At 53.2% G+C, this 22,260-nt stretch carries 23 protein-coding genes; 6 read left to right on the top strand and 17 right to left on the bottom strand.

Annotated elements, in window-relative coordinates:
- Positions 1 to 5: 5 nt before the first annotated feature.
- The 3 genes from gpM to ACJ8PN_RS09875 form a co-directional block, all read right to left on the bottom strand.
- Positions 6 to 749, bottom strand: coding sequence for a phage terminase small subunit (gene gpM, locus ACJ8PN_RS09885; protein ID WP_442534860.1), 744 nt, complete (start codon positions 747 to 749; stop codon positions 6 to 8).
- 2 nt (positions 750 to 751) lie between these two features.
- The gene (locus tag ACJ8PN_RS09880) at positions 752 to 1,951 is read right to left on the bottom strand and encodes a phage major capsid protein, P2 family (RefSeq protein WP_080280884.1); all 1,200 of its coding nucleotides are present in this window, start codon (positions 1,949 to 1,951) and stop codon (positions 752 to 754) included.
- A gap of 70 nt (positions 1,952 to 2,021) precedes the next feature.
- Complete coding sequence (locus ACJ8PN_RS09875; RefSeq protein ID WP_033643481.1) at positions 2,022 to 2,867, bottom strand: GPO family capsid scaffolding protein; 846 nt, start codon at positions 2,865 to 2,867, stop codon at positions 2,022 to 2,024.
- A 160-nt stretch (positions 2,868 to 3,027) separates the two neighbouring features.
- Between ACJ8PN_RS09875 and ACJ8PN_RS09870 the strand changes: the two genes are divergently transcribed.
- From ACJ8PN_RS09870 to ACJ8PN_RS09855, 4 genes are all read left to right on the top strand, one after another.
- Positions 3,028 to 4,800 carry a terminase ATPase subunit family protein gene (locus tag ACJ8PN_RS09870; RefSeq protein WP_442534859.1) on the top strand — a complete coding sequence of 591 codons (1,773 nt, stop codon included), beginning with the start codon at positions 3,028 to 3,030 and terminating at the stop codon, positions 4,798 to 4,800.
- Positions 4,797 to 5,828, top strand: coding sequence for a phage portal protein (locus tag ACJ8PN_RS09865; RefSeq protein WP_049198385.1), 1,032 nt, complete (start codon positions 4,797 to 4,799; stop codon positions 5,826 to 5,828). Before ACJ8PN_RS09870 ends, ACJ8PN_RS09865 begins: the two co-directional genes overlap by 4 nt.
- A 330-nt stretch (positions 5,829 to 6,158) precedes the next feature.
- A complete protein-coding gene (locus ACJ8PN_RS09860) occupies positions 6,159 to 7,307 on the top strand; it encodes a DUF262 domain-containing protein (protein WP_442534858.1) in 1,149 nt (382 codons plus the stop codon).
- Between the two features lie 19 nt (positions 7,308 to 7,326).
- Positions 7,327 to 8,037 carry an MAE_28990/MAE_18760 family HEPN-like nuclease gene (locus tag ACJ8PN_RS09855; RefSeq protein WP_442534857.1) on the top strand — a complete coding sequence of 237 codons (711 nt, stop codon included), beginning with the start codon at positions 7,327 to 7,329 and terminating at the stop codon, positions 8,035 to 8,037.
- Here ACJ8PN_RS09855 and ACJ8PN_RS09850 read toward each other — a convergent pair.
- From ACJ8PN_RS09850 to ACJ8PN_RS09810, 9 genes are all read right to left on the bottom strand, one after another.
- Positions 8,016 to 9,062 (bottom strand): DNA cytosine methyltransferase, encoded by a 1,047-nt coding sequence (locus ACJ8PN_RS09850; RefSeq protein ID WP_442534856.1) that lies wholly within the window; start codon positions 9,060 to 9,062, stop codon positions 8,016 to 8,018. The two genes, ACJ8PN_RS09855 and ACJ8PN_RS09850, sit on opposite strands and share 22 nt — an antisense overlap.
- A 186-nt stretch (positions 9,063 to 9,248) precedes the next feature.
- Positions 9,249 to 11,537 (bottom strand): replication endonuclease, encoded by a 2,289-nt coding sequence (locus ACJ8PN_RS09845; protein WP_442534855.1) that lies wholly within the window; start codon positions 11,535 to 11,537, stop codon positions 9,249 to 9,251.
- Complete coding sequence (locus tag ACJ8PN_RS09840; RefSeq protein WP_405053313.1) at positions 11,534 to 11,815, bottom strand: DUF5405 family protein; 282 nt, start codon at positions 11,813 to 11,815, stop codon at positions 11,534 to 11,536. The genes ACJ8PN_RS09845 and ACJ8PN_RS09840 overlap by 4 nt, the downstream gene beginning before the upstream one ends.
- Before the next feature lie 2 nt (positions 11,816 to 11,817).
- The gene (locus tag ACJ8PN_RS09835) at positions 11,818 to 12,033 is read right to left on the bottom strand and encodes a TraR/DksA C4-type zinc finger protein (protein ID WP_049295843.1); all 216 of its coding nucleotides are present in this window, start codon (positions 12,031 to 12,033) and stop codon (positions 11,818 to 11,820) included.
- A 2-nt stretch (positions 12,034 to 12,035) separates the two neighbouring features.
- On the bottom strand, positions 12,036 to 12,335 hold the full coding sequence (locus ACJ8PN_RS09830; RefSeq protein WP_021504069.1) for a DUF5405 family protein: 300 nt from the start codon (positions 12,333 to 12,335) through the stop codon (positions 12,036 to 12,038).
- Positions 12,328 to 12,585, bottom strand: a complete 258-nt coding sequence (locus ACJ8PN_RS09825; protein WP_049295844.1) for a DUF2732 family protein — start codon at positions 12,583 to 12,585, stop codon at positions 12,328 to 12,330. Before ACJ8PN_RS09825 ends, ACJ8PN_RS09830 begins: the two co-directional genes overlap by 8 nt.
- Before the next feature lie 63 nt (positions 12,586 to 12,648).
- Entirely contained in the window at positions 12,649 to 13,149 is a 501-nt protein-coding gene (locus ACJ8PN_RS09820) for a hypothetical protein (protein ID WP_037421654.1), read from the bottom strand.
- Positions 13,146 to 13,316, bottom strand: coding sequence for a hypothetical protein (locus tag ACJ8PN_RS09815; RefSeq protein ID WP_170311433.1), 171 nt, complete (start codon positions 13,314 to 13,316; stop codon positions 13,146 to 13,148). Before ACJ8PN_RS09815 ends, ACJ8PN_RS09820 begins: the two co-directional genes overlap by 4 nt.
- Positions 13,317 to 13,341: 25 nt before the next feature.
- Positions 13,342 to 13,617, bottom strand: a complete 276-nt coding sequence (locus tag ACJ8PN_RS09810; RefSeq protein ID WP_021504073.1) for a Cox family DNA-binding protein — start codon at positions 13,615 to 13,617, stop codon at positions 13,342 to 13,344.
- 120 nt (positions 13,618 to 13,737) lie between these two features.
- On the opposite strand from ACJ8PN_RS09810, the gene ACJ8PN_RS09805 reads away from it, so the two are divergent.
- Both ACJ8PN_RS09805 and ACJ8PN_RS09800 read left to right on the top strand, forming a co-directional pair.
- On the top strand, positions 13,738 to 14,037 hold the full coding sequence (locus tag ACJ8PN_RS09805; RefSeq protein WP_072070386.1) for a helix-turn-helix transcriptional regulator: 300 nt from the start codon (positions 13,738 to 13,740) through the stop codon (positions 14,035 to 14,037).
- An 87-nt stretch (positions 14,038 to 14,124) separates the two neighbouring features.
- Positions 14,125 to 15,108 carry a phage integrase gene (locus tag ACJ8PN_RS09800; RefSeq protein WP_342183205.1) on the top strand — a complete coding sequence of 328 codons (984 nt, stop codon included), beginning with the start codon at positions 14,125 to 14,127 and terminating at the stop codon, positions 15,106 to 15,108.
- A gap of 144 nt (positions 15,109 to 15,252) precedes the next feature.
- Here the strand turns inward: ACJ8PN_RS09800 and phoH are convergent, their stop codons facing one another.
- The 5 genes from phoH to putP all read right to left on the bottom strand — a co-directional run bounded on the left by phoH (position 15,253) and on the right by putP (position 21,800).
- Positions 15,253 to 16,041 (bottom strand): phosphate starvation-inducible protein PhoH, encoded by a 789-nt coding sequence (phoH, locus tag ACJ8PN_RS09795; protein WP_004934726.1) that lies wholly within the window; start codon positions 16,039 to 16,041, stop codon positions 15,253 to 15,255.
- 718 nt (positions 16,042 to 16,759) lie between these two features.
- Complete coding sequence (gene efeB / locus ACJ8PN_RS09790; protein WP_076740734.1) at positions 16,760 to 18,058, bottom strand: iron uptake transporter deferrochelatase/peroxidase subunit; 1,299 nt, start codon at positions 18,056 to 18,058, stop codon at positions 16,760 to 16,762.
- An 11-nt stretch (positions 18,059 to 18,069) separates the two neighbouring features.
- Positions 18,070 to 19,206, bottom strand: a complete 1,137-nt coding sequence (efeO, locus tag ACJ8PN_RS09785; protein WP_351106144.1) for an iron uptake system protein EfeO — start codon at positions 19,204 to 19,206, stop codon at positions 18,070 to 18,072.
- A 20-nt stretch (positions 19,207 to 19,226) separates the two neighbouring features.
- On the bottom strand, positions 19,227 to 20,072 hold the full coding sequence (gene efeU / locus ACJ8PN_RS09780; protein WP_171454233.1) for an iron uptake transporter permease EfeU: 846 nt from the start codon (positions 20,070 to 20,072) through the stop codon (positions 19,227 to 19,229).
- A 243-nt stretch (positions 20,073 to 20,315) separates the two neighbouring features.
- On the bottom strand, positions 20,316 to 21,800 hold the full coding sequence (gene putP, locus ACJ8PN_RS09775; protein WP_015378228.1) for a sodium/proline symporter PutP: 1,485 nt from the start codon (positions 21,798 to 21,800) through the stop codon (positions 20,316 to 20,318).
- Between the last annotated feature and the right edge of the window lie 460 nt (positions 21,801 to 22,260).

Genomic DNA, 22,260 nt, shown 5'->3' with positions numbered 1-22,260 from the left:
TTCTGTTAACCGGCGGTTTTTACCGCCTTGCGTGGGCGTCCGCGCTTGGCCGGCGTGGCGGCCTTACGCGGGCGCGTGGTTGTTCTTTTGGCGGCGGCCGCCGGCTTCGGCTTGAGGGCGCTTTCACATTTTTGGATCTCTTTTCTCACCCCGGCGTGACCGTCGAGCTGCATCGCGCGCGCGAGGTGCCCCAGCGCCTGCGCATAGTCACCGCAGTCGCTCAACATCAGGCCGGTCACCTTGAACAGTTTGGCCTTGACCATGTCGGGCATATCCTCGGCGGCCGTCATCTCGATGGCGGCGCGAAGGTCATCCATCTTGGCCGGGTTGCCCGCCTTGCGGCTGCGCTCCGCCGACAGCGCCACCTCTTCGGCCAGTAAGTACGCCACCGGGCGCTTGTTGTTCGGCACTTTGAGACGGTATTTCAGCGCATAAGGCGCAATTTCCAGCGCGCCGGGAATGTCATCGGCGTCGAGCATCCACTGCATGACGGTCATCAGGATGTCGTCCTGCGCCCCCCGCCCTTCGGCCAATACCCCGGCCACCCAAGGCGCGTAGAACGGCAACATGGCGCGTTTGTGCTCAGCCTTTTTCTCGACGGAATGGATCTGTTTCAGCTTGGTGCGGTCTGCGGCCAGCTTGACGAGCATTTGCTCGTAGGCGGTGGCATGGCGCAGCGGGTCATCCACCCGCTGCGCAGCCTCCACGGCCGAGACCCGCATCATGTGACGCTGTGCGGGACTCGTCATGGTTACGCTTCGCCTTCAGTTTTTGGCGTTTCCTCACCGGCTGGCGCAGGTTGCGCAGCCGCCCCTTTCACTGCCAGCACGATAGCGTCAGCCAAGGCGCTGATATCGGCCCCCGATGGCTGCGGGTCTTCTTTGGATACCCGTACGCCCGACTTTTCTGTCGACGCAGGCAGCAGCTCGATATTTTCAATCAGGCAACCGGCGGCGTAGTCCTCAATGACGTAGTCAATTTTCATCGACTCGTAGTTTTCGACGCGGTCACGCTTGGCGTTCTCTTCGATATGGCGGCGGTGACTCTCATCCATGATGTAAATCGACAGATTCTCGAGCGTGGTGACCATAATCGCGTTGGCCGGGAAGAACGGCACGCGGACGGCGGGAAGGTTGCCGATGCGCTTCTGGCTGACAATCACGTCGGCGGCCATCGCCTCGGTGTTCGGCTGCTCTTGGTTAACCAGCGGGAAGTATTTGTCGGCCAGCAGCTTACGGCCGCAAATCACCACGAGGTCAGGGGATTCCTGATGCCATGGCGCAATCAGGTTGTTGGTCGCATCCATGACCACGGCGTCAAGGTTGGCATAATCGCCCCCTTTACCGATGCGGATGACCGGGGAAATCACCGCACCATCCTCGCCGGTGATGTTGCTCATCACGCGCGCCGGGGCTTCGTTGCGGTATTTCTGCAACCAGCCCACCGCCACATCCTGCAACATCGGGTTTTTGGCCCGGTCAGACGTGGCGGCGCGGCTGATACCGTTGAATCCGGCCATGATGAAATCCAGCGCCTGACGCTTGGCGATGGCGTTGCGGATGCGCAACTGGAAGTCCTGATAACGCGCCCATAAATCGAGCTGGTTATAGCGCATATGGAAATCAAAGTTCACCTGCTGGCACTCGTACTTATTGGACTCCAGCGAGGTGAAATCAGCGGTCTGGCGCTCTTTGCCGCCGTCGGTGTCGGTGGTGCTGGCAATCGAGCCATTGACGCCCACGCCGACCTTCTCGCCTTTCAGCTCAGCAACCGGTGTCATGTTGATGCGGGTCAGGAACTCGGAAGACTCCTGCACGACGTTCATCAACGACTGCGTCACCGACGGCTCTACGCTGAATTTTTTGCCGACGTCGCCGACGTCTGTGATGCCGTTCAGCTTGGCCACCTGTTGCAGATAGGCGTTAAATTTAAAGCGGGTCGTTTTTTTCATTGAATTGTCCTGATTCGATAAATTCGGGTCGTCTCTCAGCGGCGCGCCGTGCGCCCCGCCCTGACTGTTCTCAGCAGTTGGTCAACAGGCTGTCTTCACCATTGCCACCGGGCGCTTTCGGGCGGCGCTGCTGGTTCAGGTTTTCGGTGGTATCGAGCGCGGCCTGAAGCTCGGAAAGCGCTTCCTGACCGGTCGTCACTTCACCTTTCAGCCCCGCGATTTCCTGCTCAAGCTGCGCAAAACGCTGCTCGGCGCTGTCGCCGTTGGTTTGAACCTGCTCGGCGACGGCGGTGACTGCGTCATGCACATCACTGAAGCGCGCGTCGTCGCTGGCCTGTTTGCGGCTGAACATGCCCTTCACGCGCTCGGTCAGATTGGTCAGCAGGCTGTCAGGCTGTTCCTCAAACTCGAGCAGCACCTCAGTCGCCACCGAGAACAGATCGCCCGGCTCGGCTTTTTTACCTGCCAGCGGGTTAGTTTTGGCGCGGGAGCAGAATTCGAGGTATTCGGTGCCGAGGCTGGCCGGGTCGTCAGTAACCGCCAGACCGATGAGGTAGCATTTGCCGGTGTTGGCAAAGTTCGGACGGATTTCCATGGAGGTGTAAACTTTCTGGCTCGCCTTGACCATGGAGACCAGCTCGTCGGTCGGGGTCATTTTGGCGAACAGCGCCCATTTGCCGTTAAGGATGGAGTCGTCATTAATCTTCTCGGCTTTCAGCTCGACCACGTCGCCGAGACGCTTAAAATCGCCGTTGGGAAACAGTCCCTTGATGTGCTCCAGATTGATGCGGCAGCCGTAGACGCGCGGGTCGAAGATTTCCGACATCTCCTGAATGTCGTTGCCGTCAATCACGCGGCCGTCGCAGGTGTCGCCCTCGACGCCGATGCGGAACCATTTCGATACTTTCTTTGCCATGTGCCATTGTCCTGAGTGGTTAAGGTCGGGGCTAGTTTCCCGACTGATCACCCTCGCGGCCAGCGACTGCCGACGGACTATCCCTCAGACAACAGCACCTTAGCGCACGCCCGGCGTGGCTTGCGTAGCCTTGCCCTCGTCATGCAAATGAGGGCATACCATGCAAATCCAGACAGATACATCCTTACTCAGCGACCCACGCAGGCAGGCCGCCTTGCTGTACTGGCAAGGCTTCTCCGTGAAGCAAATCGCCGAAATGCTGAAGCAAAAAGCGCCCACGGTGCAGAGCTGGAAGCAACGGGAAAAATGGGACGATATCGCGCCGATTTCCCGCGTCGAATCCAGCATTGAAGCGCGAATGGTGCAGCTCGTTCTCAAGACAAAAAAAGAGGGCAGCGACTACAAAGAAATTGACCTGCTGGGCCGCCAGATTGAGCGCCTCGCGCGCGTCAGCCGTTACATGAACTCCGGCAACGAAGCCGACCTCAATCCCAACGTCGCCAACCGCAACAAAGGCGAGCGTAAAAAGCCGACAAAGAACTATTTCAGCGAGGAAGCTATTGCGAAGCTGGAGGAGATTTTTTATGACGAGTCTTTCGAATATCAACTCGGCTGGCACAAGGCCGGGCTTGAGCACCGTATTCGCGACATCCTCAAATCGCGCCAGATTGGGGCCACGTTTTATTTTTCCCGCGAGTCACTGCTGCACGCGCTGAAAACCGGCCACAACCAGATTTTTCTTTCCGCGAGCAAAACGCAGGCGTATGTCTTCCGCGAGTACATCATTCAGTTTGCCCGGCGGGTTGACGTTGAGCTGACCGGCGACCCGATTGTGCTCGGCAACAACGGCGCGAAGCTGATTTTTCTCGGCACCAACTCCAACACCGCGCAAAGCCATAACGGCGACCTGCTGGTCGATGAGATTTTCTGGATCCCCAACTTCCAGAAACTGCGCAAAGTCGCTTCCGGCATGGCCTCGCAAAAGCACCTCCGGTCGACCTACTTTTCTACCCCGTCAACGCTGGGGCATGGCGCGTTTCCTTTCTGGTCCGGCGAGTTGTTTAACAAGGGCCGCAAAAGCGCCAGCGAACACGTCGAGATCGATATCAGCCACAGCGCATTAGCGGCCGGGAAGCTGTGCGATGACGGCCAGTGGCGGCAAATCGTCACCATTGAGGACGCCCTGCGCGGCGGCTGTAACCTGTTTGACCTCGACGTGCTGAAGCGGGAGAACAGCGCCGAGGACTTCCGCAACCTGTTCATGTGCGAATTTGTCGACGACAGCGCGTCAGTATTTCCCTTTGAAGAGTTGCAGGGCTGCATGGTCGACAGTCTGGTCGAGTGGACGGACGTTAACCCCTATGCAGGCCGACCTTTCGGTGACCGGCCGGTGTGGGTCGGCTATGACCCGGCGCACTCCGGCGACAGCGCCGGTTGCGTGGTGCTGGCCCCGCCGATGGTCACCGGCGGCAAATTCCGCATACTGGAGCGCCACCAGTGGAAAGGCATGGATTTCGCCACGCAGGCCGAATCCATCCGCAGGCTGACCGAAAAATACAACGTGGAATACATCGGTATCGACGCCACCGGCATCGGGCAAGGCGTTTTCCAACTGGTGCGCGCGTTCTACCCGGCCGCCCGCGAAATCCGCTACAGCGCCGAGGTGAAGACCGCCATGGTACTGAAGGCGAAAGATACCATCGGCAGCGGCAGGCTCGAATACGACACCGCGTATACCGACATCACCAAATCGTTTATGGCCATCCGCAAAACCATGACCGCCAGCGGCAGGGGCATGACCTACGAAGCGAGCCGCAGCGAAGAAGCCAGTCACGCCGATGTCGCGTGGGCCACCATGCACGCCCTGCTGAATGAACCGCTGACCGCCGCCAACGGCCAACCGTCTAAATCCATTCTGGACTTCAACCGATGAGCAAACGCAATCGCCGCAAGGCAAAAGGAAATCTGGCCGCCACCGAGCCGGACCAGAAAATGCAGGCGTTCACCTTTGGTGAGCCGTCGGCCGTTTTGGATCGCCGCGACATTCTGGATTACACGGAATGTGTCGGTAATGGTAAATGGATTGAGCCGCCCATCAGCTTTTCCGGGCTGGCAAAAAGCCTGCGCGCCGCTGTTCACCACAGCTCGCCCATCTACGTGAAACGCAATATTTTGGCGAGCACCTACATCCCGCACCCGCTGCTATCACAGCAGGATTTCAGCCGGTTTGTGCTGGATTATCTGGTGTTCGGCAACGCCTTTTTAGAAAAGCGCTTCAGCGTGACCGGCAAGCTGTTGAAGCTGGAGACCTCCCCGGCCAAATACACCCGGCGCGGCGTTGACCCGAGCGTTTACTGGTTCGTGCAATCGTTCGCTGAGCCGCATCCGTTCGCGCCCGACAGCGTTTTTCACCTGCTGGAGCCGGATATCAATCAAGAGCTGTATGGGATGCCGGAATATCTGTCGGCGCTCAACTCCGCGTGGCTGAACGAGTCCGCCACGCTGTTCCGCCGCAAGTATTACCAGAACGGCGCGCACGCGGGCTACATCATGTATGTGACCGACGCCGCGCAGAACAATACCGATGTTGAGGCGTTGCGCGAAGCCATGAGCGACTCTAAAGGCATGGGGAACTTTAAAAACCTGTTCTTCTACGCACCGAACGGGAAGCCCGACGGTATCAAGATTGTGCCGCTCAGCGAGGTAGCGACAAAGGATGATTTCTTCAACATCAAAAAGGTCAGCGCCGCCGACCTGCTGGACGCCCACCGCATCCCCTACCAGCTGATGGGCGGCAAGCCGGAGAACGTCGGGTCAGTAGGTGACGTGGAAAAGGCCGCAAAGGTGTTTGTCCGCAATGAGCTGACACCGCTCCAGCAGCGCATCAAAGAAGTGAATGACTGGGTCGGCGTCGAGGTCATCCGGTTTAAAAAGTACAGCCTCGACAACGACGACGAATGATAAACCGGCCGCCAGATTGGCGGCCTTTTCATACCCATCCGCAAACGCCCTCAGACGCCCACCACGGCACGCGCCACCGCACGTACCCGCGAATCAAATCAAAGACCCGCAACGCCATCACGACGCGCTGACGCCGTCAATTCTGATAATTAAATACATGCCTGCGCGCAATGCTATCCCCGCCACGCCTGCCCGCTTCATGGGCCGGTTTTAATGCAGTTGCATTCGTAGTGTATGACCTTGCCACATTGGGCAGGGGTGGTATAATTTAATGCTCTGTTTTACATGCATTTTAATGCAATCACATGCAAACCAATATGAGAGGAAGCTATGGCACGAAGAAGGGCAGAACATCAACCCAAGAATATAGATGAAAAAAACCGCTTAGATGAAATGATCGTTGAAATGCAGAAAATTACCGATCATGAAATAAGGGAGTTCCCTATCAGTGTAATAGTTGACAAATTCCAAAACGGTATTGAAGAAGATTCAGCGGAATTATTTATCCCAGATTATCAACGGGAGTTTGTCTGGAATAACAAACAGAAATCAAGGTTTATTGAGTCATTGCTTCTAAACCTTCCAATCCCATACATCTTTGTTGCAGACATTGGCTCAGGCGACAATGAAGGACGATTAGAAATAGTTGATGGAAGTCAAAGAATCAGGACACTACACCAATTTAAAACTGACATGTTCGAATTGGAAGGATTAAATAAACTAACCTCAGCAAACGGATTCAAATATTCTGATTTTAGCGTACCAAGAAAGCTAAGATTTGATAGAAAAACAATTCGAATGATTGAGTTAACAGAGCATTGTGATGAAGAAACCCGAAGGGAAATTTTTGATCGTCTAAATACTGGCGGTAAAAAGCTCACAACAATGGAGCAAAGACAGGGTAGTAATGACGGGCCATTCCTAGCCTTTGTTAACGGTATTTCTGAAGATCAAACCTTCCAAAGCATTTGCCCACTTGGTGACGCCCGAAAACGTCGCTCAGAATATCCCGAGCTCGCACTGCGCTACTTTGCATATATTGAAGAATATCTTGAGTTTAGGAAAAGCGTTGACGAATTCCTAACCACTTACTTAATAAGAAAAAATAAAGAATATAATGGTGATGACAGCACTGCTTTAGCCAGTGAATTCCACCAGATGTGTAATTTCATTAACACCCATTTCCCTCATGGATTCAGAAAAACAAAAAGTGCTACCACTGTTCCTAGAATTAGGTTTGAGGCATTAGCTGTAGGAACAACATTAGCACTACGAGAAAACCCTCAGCTTGTACCTGAAAATATACAAGAATGGTTAAACTCCAAAGAGTTTATTACTCACACCAGATCAGACGCAAGTAACTCCAAACCTAAAGTCAAAGCAAGAATTGAGTACGTTAGAGATAAGTTACTTGGTCGCGAACCAGTCAATGAAGCTACTGATGATGATGATGATTCAGAAGAAGCAGATGCTGAGTGAGGCTATTTGAATGGTAAACATGACAAGTAAAGTACTTTTTTCAGAAAGAATGCAGGATATCAATGAATATTTTGAATTCATCGATCTTCTTATTAATAAAAAGCCCAACTTAGTTTTCAAGGAAACCCCGGAAGATAATCCAACGATAATGCCTATAGATAAGGAGATGACCCATATTTTAAAGGCTAACGCTTTCATTATCCTCTACAATTTGATTGAAGCAACAATATCCAATGCAATCGAAGACATTCATACAGTTTTTACTTCCGACGCCAACCTCTGCGTTGACACAATTAACGAAAACCTAACAAAGCTTGCATTTAAAAACATAAAATCGATACAGAGTGAAATAGATTTCTCACAAGGTGACATAGCAAAAACAATTTTAAAAACTTGGCTTGACGCGCACAAGAAACTAATCGACGCAAATAAAAACCCTCTTTTCTCTGGGAATGTTGATGCAAAGAAAATAAGGGAAGTTGCCGAGCGATATGGTTTTTCCTCAGACACTGATAGTGAAGCAACCAGAAATGGGTACAATTTATTGCCGATAAAAAAAGCAAGAAATGATTTAGCTCATGGTTCTGATTCATTTAGAAACAAAGGAAGGGAGACATCCATTGACACCCTCAAGGAAATGAAGGATGAGGTTCATCAATATTTAAACCGCATCCTTGAAAACATACAAGAGTACTTAGATACGAAGGCTTATTTGAGAGCAACTGCTTGATGTAGCTTCAGATGTTCCAAAATCGATAACCCTATAGCTTTCCCTAGGTTAACAGGTACGGCATTACCAATCATTCTTCCAACATTTTTCATTTTAACTTGTTCATCTGGCTTAGAGAATGAATATGTAATTGGGAAAGTTTGGAGTAATGCCGCTTCCCTAAGCGATATGGCCCGATCCTGTTCTGGGTGGCCAAAGCGACCATTGCCAAAACCATAGCAAAGAGTGGTGATAGTTGGGCTCGGCTTATCCCATGACATACGACCATAAACGCTAGCGTAACCTTTCCCAGAAAGCTTATTATGACAAGCAGCAATTAACTCCTCTGGCCAGTCACGCCAACTTCCCCCTTGTTTAGAGTGAATAATACGTTGTTTGTTTATGGCGCTAAGCTTACTTGCACGATGTATTGGATCATCATGCGCTACCTCTCCAGCATTTATAGCCTGAAGATGGCCAATCGACTCCCTGACCGTGATTGGTTGAGTAACCGTTTTAGCTATTAGCGACAGCTCCCCTAGTTTTGACGCTAACAATACATGCCTTGTCCGGCTTTGCGGAATACCGTAATCGACACATTCAACTTTACTAGCCCATACATGATATCCCATGGCAATCAAAGCATCATGAAAATCACTGTAAACCTTGTGTTTTGTTACATCAGGAACATTTTCCATAGTAACAATTTCCGGCTCCGACTCGCTGATTAACCTTTTAAACTCATAGAGCAAAGGCCATTTTTTATCATTCTCTTTTGAAAGGCCTTGCGTGTACTTTGAGAAAGGTTGGCAAGGAGCGCAACCAGCCAGAACTTTGTAGCTTGCATTGCCAAAAAGTTTTGCAATCTCTTCTCTTGTAACAAAGGATACATCTTTGTTTATAAAGCGAGATTTATTATTACTTTCATAGGCATACTGACAATCTTTCTCTAAATCAATACCAGCGACCACATCTAGACCAGCCAACTCCAAGCCATGAGTTAAACCACCGGCACCGCAAAAAAGATCAACTACTTTGGCTGTCATTTCTCTCTCCATACTTCAATATGGCAAACATTATAACGAAACATACTTGAAAACTCGAGCTTTTTGACATTCCATTTTTTATCATAAAAAACAACAAGTAATAATCCAAAGAAACCAACCACTGGTTTTAAAACCAGTATATCAGGGTCTATGTATGAACTCCAGCTAGATACCAATGTTGTACCGTCAAACCGGCCATCCACTCCATGAGTTCAAAATTGGATATAAAAATTTTTGCTTTCCAAATATTATCGCTGCCCCCCTAGCCAACACATTCAGCTCCCAACACTCAACAGCAATCCCCTGTTGCGCAAGCTCGAACCGAATTTGCGGAATCCTTGCCCGTTCTGCCGGAGTCAGCCGCGCCGACGGCGCATCATTTCGAGATTTTTTCCGATTATGGGCGATTTCTTGGTGATTATCCTTCGGTGACTGCCCCCTTATCGCGTCTCTAAGCGTCTTGGCGACGTCTACGTCATCCCAGCTAACATCCCCGCTCTCAATCAAATTCATCACCGCCGTGACATACTCAGGCGTTGCTACCTGCATATCTGGCTCAGGTTCTCGCTGAACCTCCCCACAGTTATTGACAGGACTCCGAGGCGCGCCAGAGGCGCTTTTTAAAGTCAAAGGATCAACGTCAAGGTCAACGGCCTTGCGGACAATACGCCATTCTGTTGTCCGGGTTTCGTGGATATGACCCGCGCCAAGGTGCGGCGCAAAAATGCCGACAACCTTTTGCACCTCTTCGTCATAAGCGTTCAGCTCATCGGCCACCTTGCGCGCAACTCGAACGGTCTGCACGTCGCGCGGGACATTTGCGCCCCCCTGCCCAGCCATATAGGCGGCAAAATTTCCAGCACTGGCAGCCGCGCGTACAGCCTCTACACGCTCGTCAAAAGATTCAGCAAGGCTGATGTGGCGGAGGCAGGCGGCCCGGCATTCACGATAAGCGCCCATAGTAGGGATTCCGTTAGCCTTAAACTGAGGGATGCGCCATGTTGACGCCCATGAGGTCACCGCAGCAGCCATATCGCGTAACGGTTTACCGGTGTCGTGGTCAATCTGGCCGTCAAGCGCATAACCATCGATATTTTTAGCGATGTATTTAGCGATATACCCCGCCGCGCCGCCCTTATTCATGTGCTTGGCTTCAAATCGGTTCTTTGCTGCACCGCGCTCATCACCGTCTTCTTTCAATGCATAGCGACGCATGATGTCGATGACGTCCTGACGTTGTTTACGCTCGCAGAACAGCATCATATGCCAGTGCGGCGTACCGTCATGGTGAGGTTCAACGACACGCATACCGTAAACGCTCAGGCCGTTGTCTTTAAACGCGGTGCGCATTTTGCTCCAGATGCGCACCAGATAACGTTGGCCGTCTTTCGGTGAAAAAGCCTCTGCATCCCAATTGTGGTTAAACTGGATTTTTTCAGCCCCTTCTTTGCCAACAACGCGCGTCGGGTGATATTTAGACGGGGTGGTGATAGTGATAAACATGCCGACATGCCTCTCGCTGGCAGCATACTTTTCTATCCCTGCGATGGTGCTCATCAGCTCCATGCGGCGGATTTCCGGGTTAGAAATGCTCGCCATGACCTTATCAATCAGGTCGAAACGTTCACCGGTGGCAACATTCTCCAGATCGCACCCTTTCAGATAATCCATATTGGCGAGCCGCCGGGCCTGCACATCCCTAATCGCCTGCTTGCTCGCGTATGGGTATTTCTTTAGGTTTACTTCACCGGCGGCAATCAGTAGCGCCTCACGCCAGCGTGTGCGCTGCGCTTTCAACTGACGTTCCCACCACTCCGCGTTAGCCAACCGTGACAAGCTGGCAACAGCCGAAGACGCGTCCAGCTTACCTTTGCAGTATTTTCTCCAGTGCATTGGCGTGATATTAAAGGCTCGCGCCATGCGGGCGATGCGCCCATAAAACACAGCCTGCACGCCGTTACTCAGCAGTAAAGAATTATCCCCGTCATTGGCGGCGAGAAACTCCTCACAATAGCGGTCATAATTTTGCAGCAACTGCCCAGCGATACGGTCAGCAAAACGCCGCAACTCCTTATCTTCCATGCCCGGCAGACGCGCATAATTATCCACCTCAGCCATAAAGCATGGCGAGGCGTTAAGGTTCATCGTATTTTTCTCATTAACAATTTCAATGCGCGGCCAGATGCGGCGCTCAAACTGGAGCACAAGCCACTTATTAGCAGCGTGCAGCCCCTGCTCTTTCAGCAAGAAAGAATGACGCCCAAGAAAGATACTGCTGAGGAAATGCGGTAAGGCGTGAATTTTACGCAAAACAGCTTGCCCCTGAGCGTATTGCTCACGGGTAAGCGGTCTTTCTTTCCCAATAGCGGATTTTGGTGCGTTCCATGAATGAACGCCGACGAAGGGCTCGCCGGAAGTTGCTGCAAATGGCGGTGGTAGTGAGGGGGCTATGCGCCCCCGGGCTGATACAGTCATTTATCCTCTTTATTTATCGCGGAAAACGCGTCTTGGCACAGCTCGCCAATGCGGCCAATCTCTGCGGCCAAACCTGCGATACTGGTAACGGTTGAGTCACGGACGTGGTAATGCACTAACCCGGAAACCAACTGAGAGACAGTCGGGTAATAACCAACTGCGTCGAGCCACTCCTCTCCCGCCTTGTCACCGGTTTTAACAAGCTTCTTTTTGTTCAAAATGAACTGATGGACGTCACTGGTGATAACCCAATCCTTACCGACAGGAATACGCAGCATGATTACCCCCTGAAATGCTTGGTTTGTTGTTCGTGGATGGTCTGGCATGCCACGCAACGGGTCACACCGGCAAAGGCTGCACGGCGTGCTGCGGGGATAGCTTGGTCACACTCTTCACAAATTGACGCTGACACCCCGCCCTTGATGCGCGCAGCATTAACTTGTGCGGCGAGAGTTTCCTGCTGGCGCTGCTGCACCAAGTCCATTAAATCCGGCATCGTTATTGCTCCGATTCACTGTTCAGTTGATTGAGTACCTGTTGAGCTAATTCTGCGATGCGATGTGACTCTTTCATCAGCTCGCTAAGACTGGTAATGGTTTTAAGAAAAACACCGCGCTTTACCGACAGATTAATAAGGTCAGCAACCAGCTTTAACTCATTCGAGTAGATAGCTCGGGTCGGGTAATATTTTTCTTTTGTCTCTTTATCTATTTTTACTTCGGCCAGAATAAAATCGCCCTCTTCCATTTTCACGATGGCGAATACGTTATTAATTTCCACATACTCCCGCTCAACCATGCTTCAACTCCTGCTTGTGCGCCCGTCCTTCATGGTCAAACTTCTCCGACTCCTGACGCAACAGCTCGATGATCTCCACACATGAGAGATGATTAACCGCCGCATGAGTCGCCAAACGGTCAAGGTGGGAGGAGAAACTAACGGCCGCATCTGCCTTTGCTTCCGTACGAGCGCTGTTCAGCATGAAGTTATGCAAATCCGCATCAGCCTTATTTCTCATTTCTTGGCCAACGGTTTTATACATGTGCATAGAGAACTCCAGATAAAAGGATGCCCGACGCAATCAAGCGCCTTTAAATTTAAAGCGAGTTAATTAATGAAAATACGCTTCAGGTTTAACCGACGTTAATATGGTCGGTGCATATTCGAATAAATTAAACAGCTCACGCAGCGCCCTGAATAGCTCCTCGCGCCATTTACAAGACTCATCATCAATACGCCAGTACGGCTGATTAAACTCGACCTCAGTTAGCCCGGCATGCAGGAATAAAGTGCGGCGTTGGCTTATGGTTAATCGGCCAATGAATCCAGATTTACTGATACCGTGCTTACGATAAGTAGCGAAAGCGCTGCGAAGTTCATCAATGGCGCACACAAGACGCTCGCGCTCGCTGTCATTCATTTCCTCTAATCGCATAACAGCATGCCGCTGTTTTAACTGCGCATGGAAACAAATGGTCAATCGCTCACGCTCCATCATCTGATTATAAAAATCGCAGGTGCTTCTCCAGCGAGGGGCAGCGAGGCGCTCCCCAACCAAAGCACGCAGCCCGGCGGGCTGGTTGCGAACAATACCAGCGGTGATAGCTGTCATTTTGAAAAACCCCGCATTGCTGATTTGATAGAGGAGATCCAGCGGCTGGCTGGGCGGGTACGGATGATGATACCTTTCCGCCCCTTACCGTGGGTGATGGTGATGTCGATCTTGTACGCCGTCTGGTGGTTCCACAGCAGCGGAGCAATGGAGATAGGTTGTTGCATGCTCTTACCCCCTGTTTTGCTGAAATCAAGACAATGGCTCACCGAGTCCTAGCCACAGAAGCCACCCATCACGAATTTCTTTCGGGCGACACTCATAGGCCAGTTTCAGACCTGCATTCCATGCGGGGAGATAAACCCATTGCTCCGCGCGTGCTGTAGGAGTCTCCGGATTCCTCATCTCAATCGTTGGTAACTTGCCTTTATCGATCATCCCCCTCACTGCATCAGGGGTTTTTCCAATAACTTTGGCAAATTCCTGATATGGCAATGCGTCCGACAAACTTACGATTTGTTTGCTCATCTGCTAATCTCCTATCGAGATCTAACCAATTGTCTATAGTAGCTTCTGAAGGCTTACAGTTGGTTAGATGATTACTGAAAGATGTTTTATTTGTTCTAGATATTAGAGGATGTTGAAAACATGTCAAGCATGATAGGCGAAAAGCTGGCTCTAGTCAGGGAGTCCGAGAGGATCAATCGAAAGCAATTTGCTGAAATTACAGAGGTTCCTTATAGCTCGCTTACCTACTACGAAAGCGGGCGCTCAACACCACCAACAGACATAACGATGAAAATATTTAGCCATCCACGTTTTCAGAAATACGCACTTTGGTTTTTTACTGACCAGATAGCACCAGAATCCGGGCAAATAGCACCGGCACTCGCACACTTTGGGCAAGATGTAACAACCTCACAGCACTCAGGCCAAAAGATTGGTTAAGCATTCACCTAAGTTATTTATTTAACACTTTTGGGGTAAGGGCTTGCTACATACCTGAAAGTAAAATCTTCCTTGGAGGGCTTCGCGATGGCGATTAAGAAGCTCGAAGATGGTCGATATGAAGTGGACATTAGGCCGAACGGGCGCAACGGAAAGCGCATCCGTCGGAAATTTGATAGGAAACATGAAGCACAAGCTTTTGAGAAGTACATAACCGTCAGCTATCACGACAAAGAATGGCTCTCAAAACCTACGGATAAAAGGTCATTATCTGAGCTGGTTAAATTGTGGTGGAAGTACCATGGCAAGAACAATGACCACGGGCAGTCCTACCTAAGAAAACTGGAGCGCATTACGCGAATGATGGACAACCCAGCCGCATTTCAGATTGATAAATCTCGTATTACAGCTTATCGATCGGCGCGGCTAGCCGAAGGCATCAAAGCATCCAGCATTAATCGCGAAATGACCGCGATAAGTGGGATGTTTACCGACCTTGTCGACTCGGGGCTTTACTGTGGTGAGCATCCGATTCGTGGCAGCGGCAAGCTCAAAGAAGCCAATACGGAAATGACTTATCTTGACCGTGATGAGATAAGCGCATTGCTACTGGCGTTAGATGGTGATAACCGCCGGGTGGCCATTTTGTGTCTTAGTACTGGCGCACGTTGGGGTGAGGCCATGAAACTCAAAGCTGAGCATGTCATTCACAACCGCGTGACCTTTGTGCAAACGAAAAACGGTAAACGGCGCAGCGTCCCCATTTCTCAGGAAGTCTCCGACGAGATCGTATCCCATAAGTCTGGGCTCTTGTTTCCTCAAGCCTCCTACAGCAGTTTCAGAGATATCCTTAAGGCGACCAAACCTAACCTACCCCATGGGCAAGCATCCCATTCGTTACGCCATACATTCGCAACTCATTTCATGATGAACGGGGGCAATATCATCACGCTCCAACGGATACTTGGCCATGCTCGAATTGAACAGACAATGAGCTACGCTCACTTTGCACCTGATTTTCTACAGGATGCAATTTCCTATAATCCGCTAGGAGGCAAAATCCATGTTTAGCGTCCACATCGCGTCCACGCATAGATAGTTTCCTGAGGGTTATAGTTGTCTCTAGTGCAACTTAACCATCTGTTTTATATAGACCGTACTGATATTCAAGGCAAGAAAAAGGCCGCCGAAGCGGCCTTTCCATTAGCGGGTAGGTTAACTGTAAGCGTTGAGCGTGCGCTGGCACAGAGCGGAGCGTACGCAGTCCTGTTTTTCAAAGCGGATAACGCCGATCATCTCGTCCTCTTCGAAGCGCTCCAGGGCATCGCTGAGGCCGGATTTTACGCCGCGTGGCAGGTCGCACTGGGTCACGTCGCCGTTAACGATAACCGTCACGTTTTCCCCCAGGCGGGTCAGGAACATTTTCATCTGGCTGGCGGTCACGTTCTGGGCTTCATCCAGGATAACGACCGCATTTTCGAAGGTGCGCCCGCGCATATAAGCGAACGGCGCAATCTCTACCTTGCCGATTTCCGGGCGCAGGCAGTACTGCATAAAGGAAGATCCTAAACGGCGCACCAGAATGTCATACACCGGGCGGAAATAAGGCGCGAATTTCTCGGCGATATCCCCCGGTAAGAAACCGAGGTCCTCATCCGCCTGCAAAACAGGACGGGTAACGATAATCCGATCCACCTCTTTATGGATCAGCGCCTCCGCCGCCTTGGCGGCGCTGATAAATGTTTTGCCACAGCCGGCTTCGCCGGTGGCGAAGATCAGCTGCTTATTCTCTATGGCTGATAAGTAATGACCCTGAGCTTCGGTTCTAGCCTCGATGGGTGAGCTATCGCGCTTGTCTCGCGCCATGCCGATAGACTCGACTCCCCCCATTTGCACCAGCGAGGTCACAGACTCTTCTTCCAGCTGGCGATGACTACGAGCGTCACGACGAATAACGCGTTTCGCTTCACGACGTGCTTTGATCACTGCTTTCTGTCTACCCATAGTGGCACCTTACAGTTTGTTTCACCTACCGCAACGGCCAGGCCGCGCGATTATGTTTCACACACGTATTAGGTTTTGGCCTCCTCCGAGCCAATAAGAGCCAAGGGACAAAGTGAATCGACGGCAACGCTTAAGCGCCGTGTCTTCACGGGACAACGCGGACTGCATCAATAAACGTGGAGTAAAAAGTGATGAGATTCGGTAGCGATAAGGGGGCGGAGTTGCCGGTAAAAGAGAGTCGGAGAGAGAACCCTCGTTACAACGAGAAATCAGGGGAGATGTGTTATTTTTTCTTTCCAGCCCAACCAAGGACTTTACCATTAGCGATCCCCGCAGTGATATTTACAGCTTCAAGCTGTGCACCGTGTGAAAACTACCGCCAGATGATTACAGTATAATGACATTCAATCCCACAGCGTTACTAAAATGTAAAAAAATTTAATGTCCTTTGTTTTCAGTTAACACAAAAACACTATATCACGCCCAAGACATCATTCCATAGAAAATTATAATCAATAAATATCAATTAATTACAATTAAAATCCGCGAATGACACTTTGGTTTCCCGATTAAATTTTGCGCAATCAAAAGCAGCAGAGATGGGTGTTTTTTTATCTGCTGGCAAAGCATTGAATTGCGTTTCATCGTTAACTGCCCCCCTGCAGCGGGTAAGAGAAACGTAAAACGAGGCGGAAGATCCCGCCTCGTTATTCCGGCTTCAGGCCTTGAGCAGGCCGCTGGCCAGATAATCGCCGCCCTCTTTCACGCCCGGCAATACGAAGAAATACCCGCCGCCAATCGGCTTGATGTATTCCTCCAGCGCTTCGCCGTTCAGCCTTTTTTGCACCGTCAGGAAGCCTTTCTCCAGATCGGCCTGATAGCAGACGAACAGCAGCCCCATTTCCAGCTGGCCGGCATTGGAGACGCCTAGGGAATAGCTGTAGCCGCGCCGCAGCATCAGGTTGCTTTGGCTTTCCGGCGTGCGAGGATTAGCCAGCCGGATGTGCGCATCCATCGGGATCACCTTGCCGTCGGGATCGTTCGCGTAGTCCGGCTCGTCATGTTCACGCTTCATGCCCAGCGGCGCCCCGCTGTGCTTCTCGCGGCCGAAGATGGTTTCCTGCTCCTGCAGCGGCGTGCGATCCCAAAACTCGACGCGAAAACGAATAATGCGCGCCGCCTGATAGCTGCCGCCCGCCGTCCACGCCGGCTCACCGACGTTGTCGCCGACCCACACCACCTTATCCATCAGCGGTTTGTCGTCGGTTTTCGGGTTCGCAGTGCCGTCTTTGAAACCCAACAGATTGATCGGCGTCTCTTTGCCTTTGCTGCGCGCCGCGTGCGCAGAGATGAACCCCTCCCGCTTCCAGCGCACGCTGAGCAGATCCGGCGAATGCTTAATGATGTCGCGCAGCGCGTGAATCACCGTTTCGTTGGTGTTGGCGCAGATCTGCAGCAGCAGGTCGCCGTGGCAAAGCGCGGCGTCCAACGCATCGTTGGGGAAGCGGGTCATTTTCTGCAACCGCAGCGGTTTTTGCGCCTGCAGACCAAAGCGTTCATCGAACAGCGATGCGCCGACCGAGACGGTGATGGTCAGGTTGTCCGGGTAAATCTCCGGCCCCATGATGCCGGAATCGAGCGGCGGCAGTTTGGCGTCCACCTCCGGCGCCTTGCCGCCGTGAGTCAGGAAGGCGATGCGCTCGGTCAACAGCCGGAACAGGCGCTCCAGCCCCGCTTTGTCGGTCGCCAGCACATCGAACGCCACCAGCATCATCGCCGCCTGTTGCGGCGTCAGCACCCCAGCCTGATGGCGGCCATAAAACGGCTGTTTCTGCCAGCGCTCATCCTGCGGCGTCGCCAACGGCTCCGCCGCGTTACCCGCCGCCTGCGCCAGGCGGCTGCCGCCCAGCGCCAGCGCGCCCAGCCCCAGCCCTTGCAGCAAACGGCGGCGCGAAGGCGATGCCGCCCCCTGCGATTGCGGATGCGGCCCGTTATTCGGGCCTGCCTTGTTGCTCATAACCGTATGCCTCAGTCCAGACCCAATACGCCGCGCAGCTGGGAAAGATCTTCCGCCAGCGTGGTGATCGGCCCTTTCAACGCATTGCGATCGGCATCGGTCAGCTTCTCATAGGACTCATAACCCTCTTTGGTTTGGTACTTCGCCAAAATGGTGTCCACGGTTTTGAAGTTGGCGTCGATTTTGTCCAGCAGCGGCTTATTGGCCTTAACCAGCAGCGGGCGCAGCAGATTGACTATCTTTTGCGCGCCGTCGACGTTGGCCTGGAAGTCCCACAAATCGGTGCGGCTGTAACGGTCTTCTTCACCGCTGATCTTGCTGGCCGCCACCTCTTCGATCAGCCCGGCTGCGCCGCCCACCACCTTGCTCGGCGGGAAGGTCAGTTCACTCACGCGTTTTTGCAGCTCAACGGTGTCGTGATACAGACGATCGGCATATTGGCCCATGTCTTTGGTGGAGTTGTCGGCAAATAGCGCCTTCTCCAGACGGTGGAAGCCGGTGAAGTTCGGGTCCGCCGCTTTCTTCTCGTAGTCGTCTTCACGGGCGTCGATGCTGCCGTCCAGATCGGAGAACAGCTCGGCGATCGGCTCAATGCGCTCATAGTGCTGGCGGGTCGGCGCATACAGCTTGCGCGCCTGCTCCACGTTGCCGGCCTTCACCGCGTCGGTAAACAGCTTGGTCTGTTTCACCAACCCATCGACTTCTTTGGTGACGTAAACCTTGTATTCGGCAATCGGGCCGACCAGGTCCAGCGCGTTCGGCTTGCCGTCGGTGGCGCCGTTGGCCGCGGCGGTGACAGTCAGTTTGCCTTTCGGATTGCTCAGCAGCCCGCAGGTCATGTCATATTCGCCCGCTTCCAGCGTGGCGGTCATTTTCTGGGTAAAGCCCGGCGCGATGTTCTCGCGCTCTTCTACCACCATCACCCCTTTCAGGATTTCCCATTCGACGTTTTTCTGGCTGGTGTTGTGCACCACAAACTGCGTCTTGCCGGCCGGGACCGTCAGTTGCATCGGTTCGCACTGCTTGTCGTTGACCGTGACCTTGACCTGCGGCACGTCCGCCGCCAAGGCGTCGATGCTCAGCGCAAACGCCGGGATAGCCAGTAATGCTGCGTGCAACACCTTGCGGCGAAATAACGGAGTAGACATACGAGATTCCCTATTAAACATTAATGATTGATTTTACGTTGCGCCGGGGCCGCTGCCGGCTCCGCGCGCTGCGGCAGGAAAAAGAAAATCAGCGCCGGGATCAGATACAGGAAGTAGACCGCCACTTCGCTGACCGTCGGTGCTTCCTGGTAACCGAGAATGCCTTCCAGCAGGGTGCCGAACAGCGAATGGGTCGACAGGGTGTTGCTGAAATCGAAGGCGATGTCCTGGAAGTGGTTCCACAGACCGGCTTCGTGGAAGGCGCGGATCGCCCCGGCGGCCAGGCCGGCGGCGACGAACAGAATGAACAGGCTGGTCCATTTGAAGAATTTGGCCAGGTGCAGCTTCACCCCGCCCCAGTAAATCATCATGCCCAGCACGATGGCAGCCACCAGGCCGAGCACCGCGCCGATCGGCGCCGCGGCGCCCACGTCTTGCTGGAACGCCGCCAGCAGGAAGAACACCGACTCCAGCCCTTCGCGCGCCACGGCGAAGAACACCATCGCCACCAGCGCCCACCCCTGCCCTTTACCGGCGCTGAGCGCCTGATCGATAGCCCCTTCCAGATGCACCTTGACCGATTTGGACACCTTACGCATCCAGAACACCATATAGGTGAGGATCAGCACCGCCACCGCCGCCACGATGCCCTCGAACATCTCTTGCTGTTTCTGCGGGAACTCGCCGGTGGTCTCATTGATGAAGATGCCGAGCGCCAGACACAGCGCCGCGGCGACAATCACGCCGATCCACACCGCGCCCAGCCATTGGCTGCGCTGCGTGCGCTTCAGGTAGCTGGCGATCAGGCTGACGATCAGCGCGGCCTCCAGCCCCTCACGGAACATGATAAGAAAGGGAACGAACATAACTAATCACCCCTGAAAAGACCGCGGCGGCAGAGAAAACCGGCTCGAAATGAGCCGCGGCGAGTATGTAAAGAAACGTAAAATACAACGAGAGTGATTATCATTCTGGCAAAAAGAAATACAAGAGGCACAAGCGTGATTTTTTCTAATCAAATGTCGCCAGGTGTTACAGCCGAATGACGGGCAAACAGGCAAAAAGAAGGGGCGCTCTGCGCGCCCCTTGCCGACTGACATCAAACGGCGTTATACCGTTTTGTATTCGGCTTCCGCCTGATCGAAACGTTCGGTCATGGTTGAGGATGGCTGGCGGCCCATCAGGCTCACCACCACAATGGCCAGGCAACCCAGGATGAAGCCAGGGATGATTTCGTACAGGCCCAGCCATTCGTACTGTTTCCAGACGATCACCGTCACCGCACCGACCAGCATGCCGGCCAGCGCGCCGTTGCGGGTCATGCGCGACCACATTACCGAGATCAGCACAACCGGGCCGAAGGCGGCACCGAAACCGGCCCAGGCATAACTCACCAGGCCCAGCACGCGGTTCTCCGGGTTGGCCGCCAAGGCGATGGCGATCAACGCCACTACCAGCACCATCACGCGGCCGACCCACACCAGCTCACGCTGGCTGGCGCCCTTGCGCAGGAACGCCTTGTACAGGTCTTCGGTGATCGCGCTGGAGCACACCAGCAGCTGGCAGCTCAGGGTGCTCATGACCGCCGCCAGAATCGCCGACAGCAGCACGCCCGCCACCCATGGGTTGAACAGCAGCATCGCCAGTTCGATGAACACGCGTTCGCCGTTCTGCGACACGTTACCGGCCTGATCCGGGTTATTGGCGAAGTAAGCGATACCGAAGAAACCGACGGCGATGGTCCCGGCCAGGCACAGGATCATCCAGGTCATGCTGATGCGGCGCGCGCTGCGGATGGTGCGGTGAGAATCCGCTGCCATGAAACGCGCCAGGATGTGCGGCTGGCCGAAGTAGCCCAGGCCCCACCCCAGCAGCGACAGGATGGCGACGAAGTTCAGCCCTTTCAGCATGTCGAGGTTGGCCGGGTTCTTCGCCTGGATCACCAGCATCGAGGTATCGATGCCGCCGACGGCGAAGATCACGATCACCGGCGTCAGGATCAGCGCGAAAATCATCAGGCTGGCCTGTACGGTGTCGGTCCAGCTCACCGCCAGGAAACCGCCGATAAAGGTATACAGGATGGTCGCCGCGGCGCCGGCCCACAGGGCGGTTTCGTAGCTCATGCCGAAGGTGCTTTCGAACAGGCGCGCGCCGGCCACGATGCCGGAGGCGCAGTAAATGGTGAAGAACACCAGAATGACGATGGCCGAGATCACCCGCAGCAGCTTGCTGTTGTCTTCAAAACGGCTGGTGAAATAGTCCGGCAGCGTCAGGGCGTTATTGTTGGCTTCGGTATGCACGCGCAGCCTTCCTGCCACCAGCTTCCAGTTCAGGTAAGCGCCGATGGTCAGGCCGATGGCGATCCAGCTTTCAGAGATGCCGGAGAGGAAGATGGCGCCCGGCAGGCCCATCAGCAACCAGCCACTCATGTCGGAAGCGCCGGCGGACAGCGCGGTCACCACGCTGCCCAAACTGCGGCCGCCGAGAATATAGTCATCAAAGTTATTGGTTGCCCGGTAGGCAAGCAGGCCGATCAGCACCATCCCGAAAATGTACACCAGGAAGGTCACCAGCATAGGTGTGCTCATTGTCATTTAATTCTCCACTTTCATTATTATTCGCGTTTCGCTCCGGCCAAGCCGGCGCCGGTAAACCCACGCGCAATGCATTTCACTGGCCGCCGCGCCGGAACGTGGCGCAGCCTGCGAGCGAGTGCAGGTAAAATAGTTTCTGCCCGTAATTGTTGACCGTCGGTTATCCTAGATGAGCCTTTCATCAACCAACAAGATATTTAACAACAAAGTTACACAAAGTTTACCCTGCGTCACATTTACCGGGCCCAAAGGTTGCACTCACGACAAGCAAAATGAGTTGCACCTTGTCATTACCCTTATATACCGCAGGGTAAAGCGCCTGCGGCGTAATAAACCCCGCCGCATTCGCTCAATAACGCAACATTCATGCCAACTGCCCGTGTTAAAAAATCGATGAAACTCACACTTCGCTCATCAGCCTGATTTAACAAGGTTGCACAAAGTTGCAACATGCAGGATA

Source organism: Serratia sp. CY76391, assembly GCF_052166695.1.
GTDB lineage: Bacteria > Pseudomonadota > Gammaproteobacteria > Enterobacterales > Enterobacteriaceae > Serratia > Serratia nematodiphila.
This window is presented reverse-complemented; position numbering and strand designations above follow the sequence as displayed.

Excerpts from the sequence above, each read along its gene's own strand:
- gpM (WP_442534860.1), bottom strand. The coding sequence starts at position 749 with ATGACGAGTCCCGCACAGCGTCACATGATGCGGGTCTCGGCCGTGGAG.
- ACJ8PN_RS09880 (WP_080280884.1), bottom strand. The coding sequence starts at position 1,951 with ATGAAAAAAACGACCCGCTTTAAATTTAACGCCTATCTGCAACAGGTG.
- ACJ8PN_RS09875 (WP_033643481.1), bottom strand. The coding sequence starts at position 2,867 with ATGGCAAAGAAAGTATCGAAATGGTTCCGCATCGGCGTCGAGGGCGAC.
- ACJ8PN_RS09870 (WP_442534859.1), top strand. The coding sequence starts at position 3,028 with ATGCAAATCCAGACAGATACATCCTTACTCAGCGACCCACGCAGGCAG.
- ACJ8PN_RS09865 (WP_049198385.1), top strand. The coding sequence starts at position 4,797 with ATGAGCAAACGCAATCGCCGCAAGGCAAAAGGAAATCTGGCCGCCACC.
- ACJ8PN_RS09860 (WP_442534858.1), top strand. The coding sequence starts at position 6,159 with ATGGCACGAAGAAGGGCAGAACATCAACCCAAGAATATAGATGAAAAA.
- ACJ8PN_RS09855 (WP_442534857.1), top strand. The coding sequence starts at position 7,327 with ATGACAAGTAAAGTACTTTTTTCAGAAAGAATGCAGGATATCAATGAA.
- ACJ8PN_RS09850 (WP_442534856.1), bottom strand. The coding sequence starts at position 9,062 with ATGACAGCCAAAGTAGTTGATCTTTTTTGCGGTGCCGGTGGTTTAACT.
- ACJ8PN_RS09845 (WP_442534855.1), bottom strand. The coding sequence starts at position 11,537 with ATGACTGTATCAGCCCGGGGGCGCATAGCCCCCTCACTACCACCGCCA.
- ACJ8PN_RS09840 (WP_405053313.1), bottom strand. The coding sequence starts at position 11,815 with ATGCTGCGTATTCCTGTCGGTAAGGATTGGGTTATCACCAGTGACGTC.
- ACJ8PN_RS09835 (WP_049295843.1), bottom strand. The coding sequence starts at position 12,033 with ATGCCGGATTTAATGGACTTGGTGCAGCAGCGCCAGCAGGAAACTCTC.
- ACJ8PN_RS09830 (WP_021504069.1), bottom strand. The coding sequence starts at position 12,335 with ATGGTTGAGCGGGAGTATGTGGAAATTAATAACGTATTCGCCATCGTG.
- ACJ8PN_RS09825 (WP_049295844.1), bottom strand. The coding sequence starts at position 12,585 with ATGCACATGTATAAAACCGTTGGCCAAGAAATGAGAAATAAGGCTGAT.
- ACJ8PN_RS09820 (WP_037421654.1), bottom strand. The coding sequence starts at position 13,149 with ATGACAGCTATCACCGCTGGTATTGTTCGCAACCAGCCCGCCGGGCTG.
- ACJ8PN_RS09815 (WP_170311433.1), bottom strand. The coding sequence starts at position 13,316 with ATGCAACAACCTATCTCCATTGCTCCGCTGCTGTGGAACCACCAGACG.
- ACJ8PN_RS09810 (WP_021504073.1), bottom strand. The coding sequence starts at position 13,617 with ATGAGCAAACAAATCGTAAGTTTGTCGGACGCATTGCCATATCAGGAA.
- ACJ8PN_RS09805 (WP_072070386.1), top strand. The coding sequence starts at position 13,738 with ATGTCAAGCATGATAGGCGAAAAGCTGGCTCTAGTCAGGGAGTCCGAG.
- ACJ8PN_RS09800 (WP_342183205.1), top strand. The coding sequence starts at position 14,125 with ATGGCGATTAAGAAGCTCGAAGATGGTCGATATGAAGTGGACATTAGG.
- phoH (WP_004934726.1), bottom strand. The coding sequence starts at position 16,041 with ATGGGTAGACAGAAAGCAGTGATCAAAGCACGTCGTGAAGCGAAACGC.
- efeB (WP_076740734.1), bottom strand. The coding sequence starts at position 18,058 with ATGAGCAACAAGGCAGGCCCGAATAACGGGCCGCATCCGCAATCGCAG.
- efeO (WP_351106144.1), bottom strand. The coding sequence starts at position 19,206 with ATGTCTACTCCGTTATTTCGCCGCAAGGTGTTGCACGCAGCATTACTG.
- efeU (WP_171454233.1), bottom strand. The coding sequence starts at position 20,072 with ATGTTCGTTCCCTTTCTTATCATGTTCCGTGAGGGGCTGGAGGCCGCG.
- putP (WP_015378228.1), bottom strand. The coding sequence starts at position 21,800 with ATGACAATGAGCACACCTATGCTGGTGACCTTCCTGGTGTACATTTTC.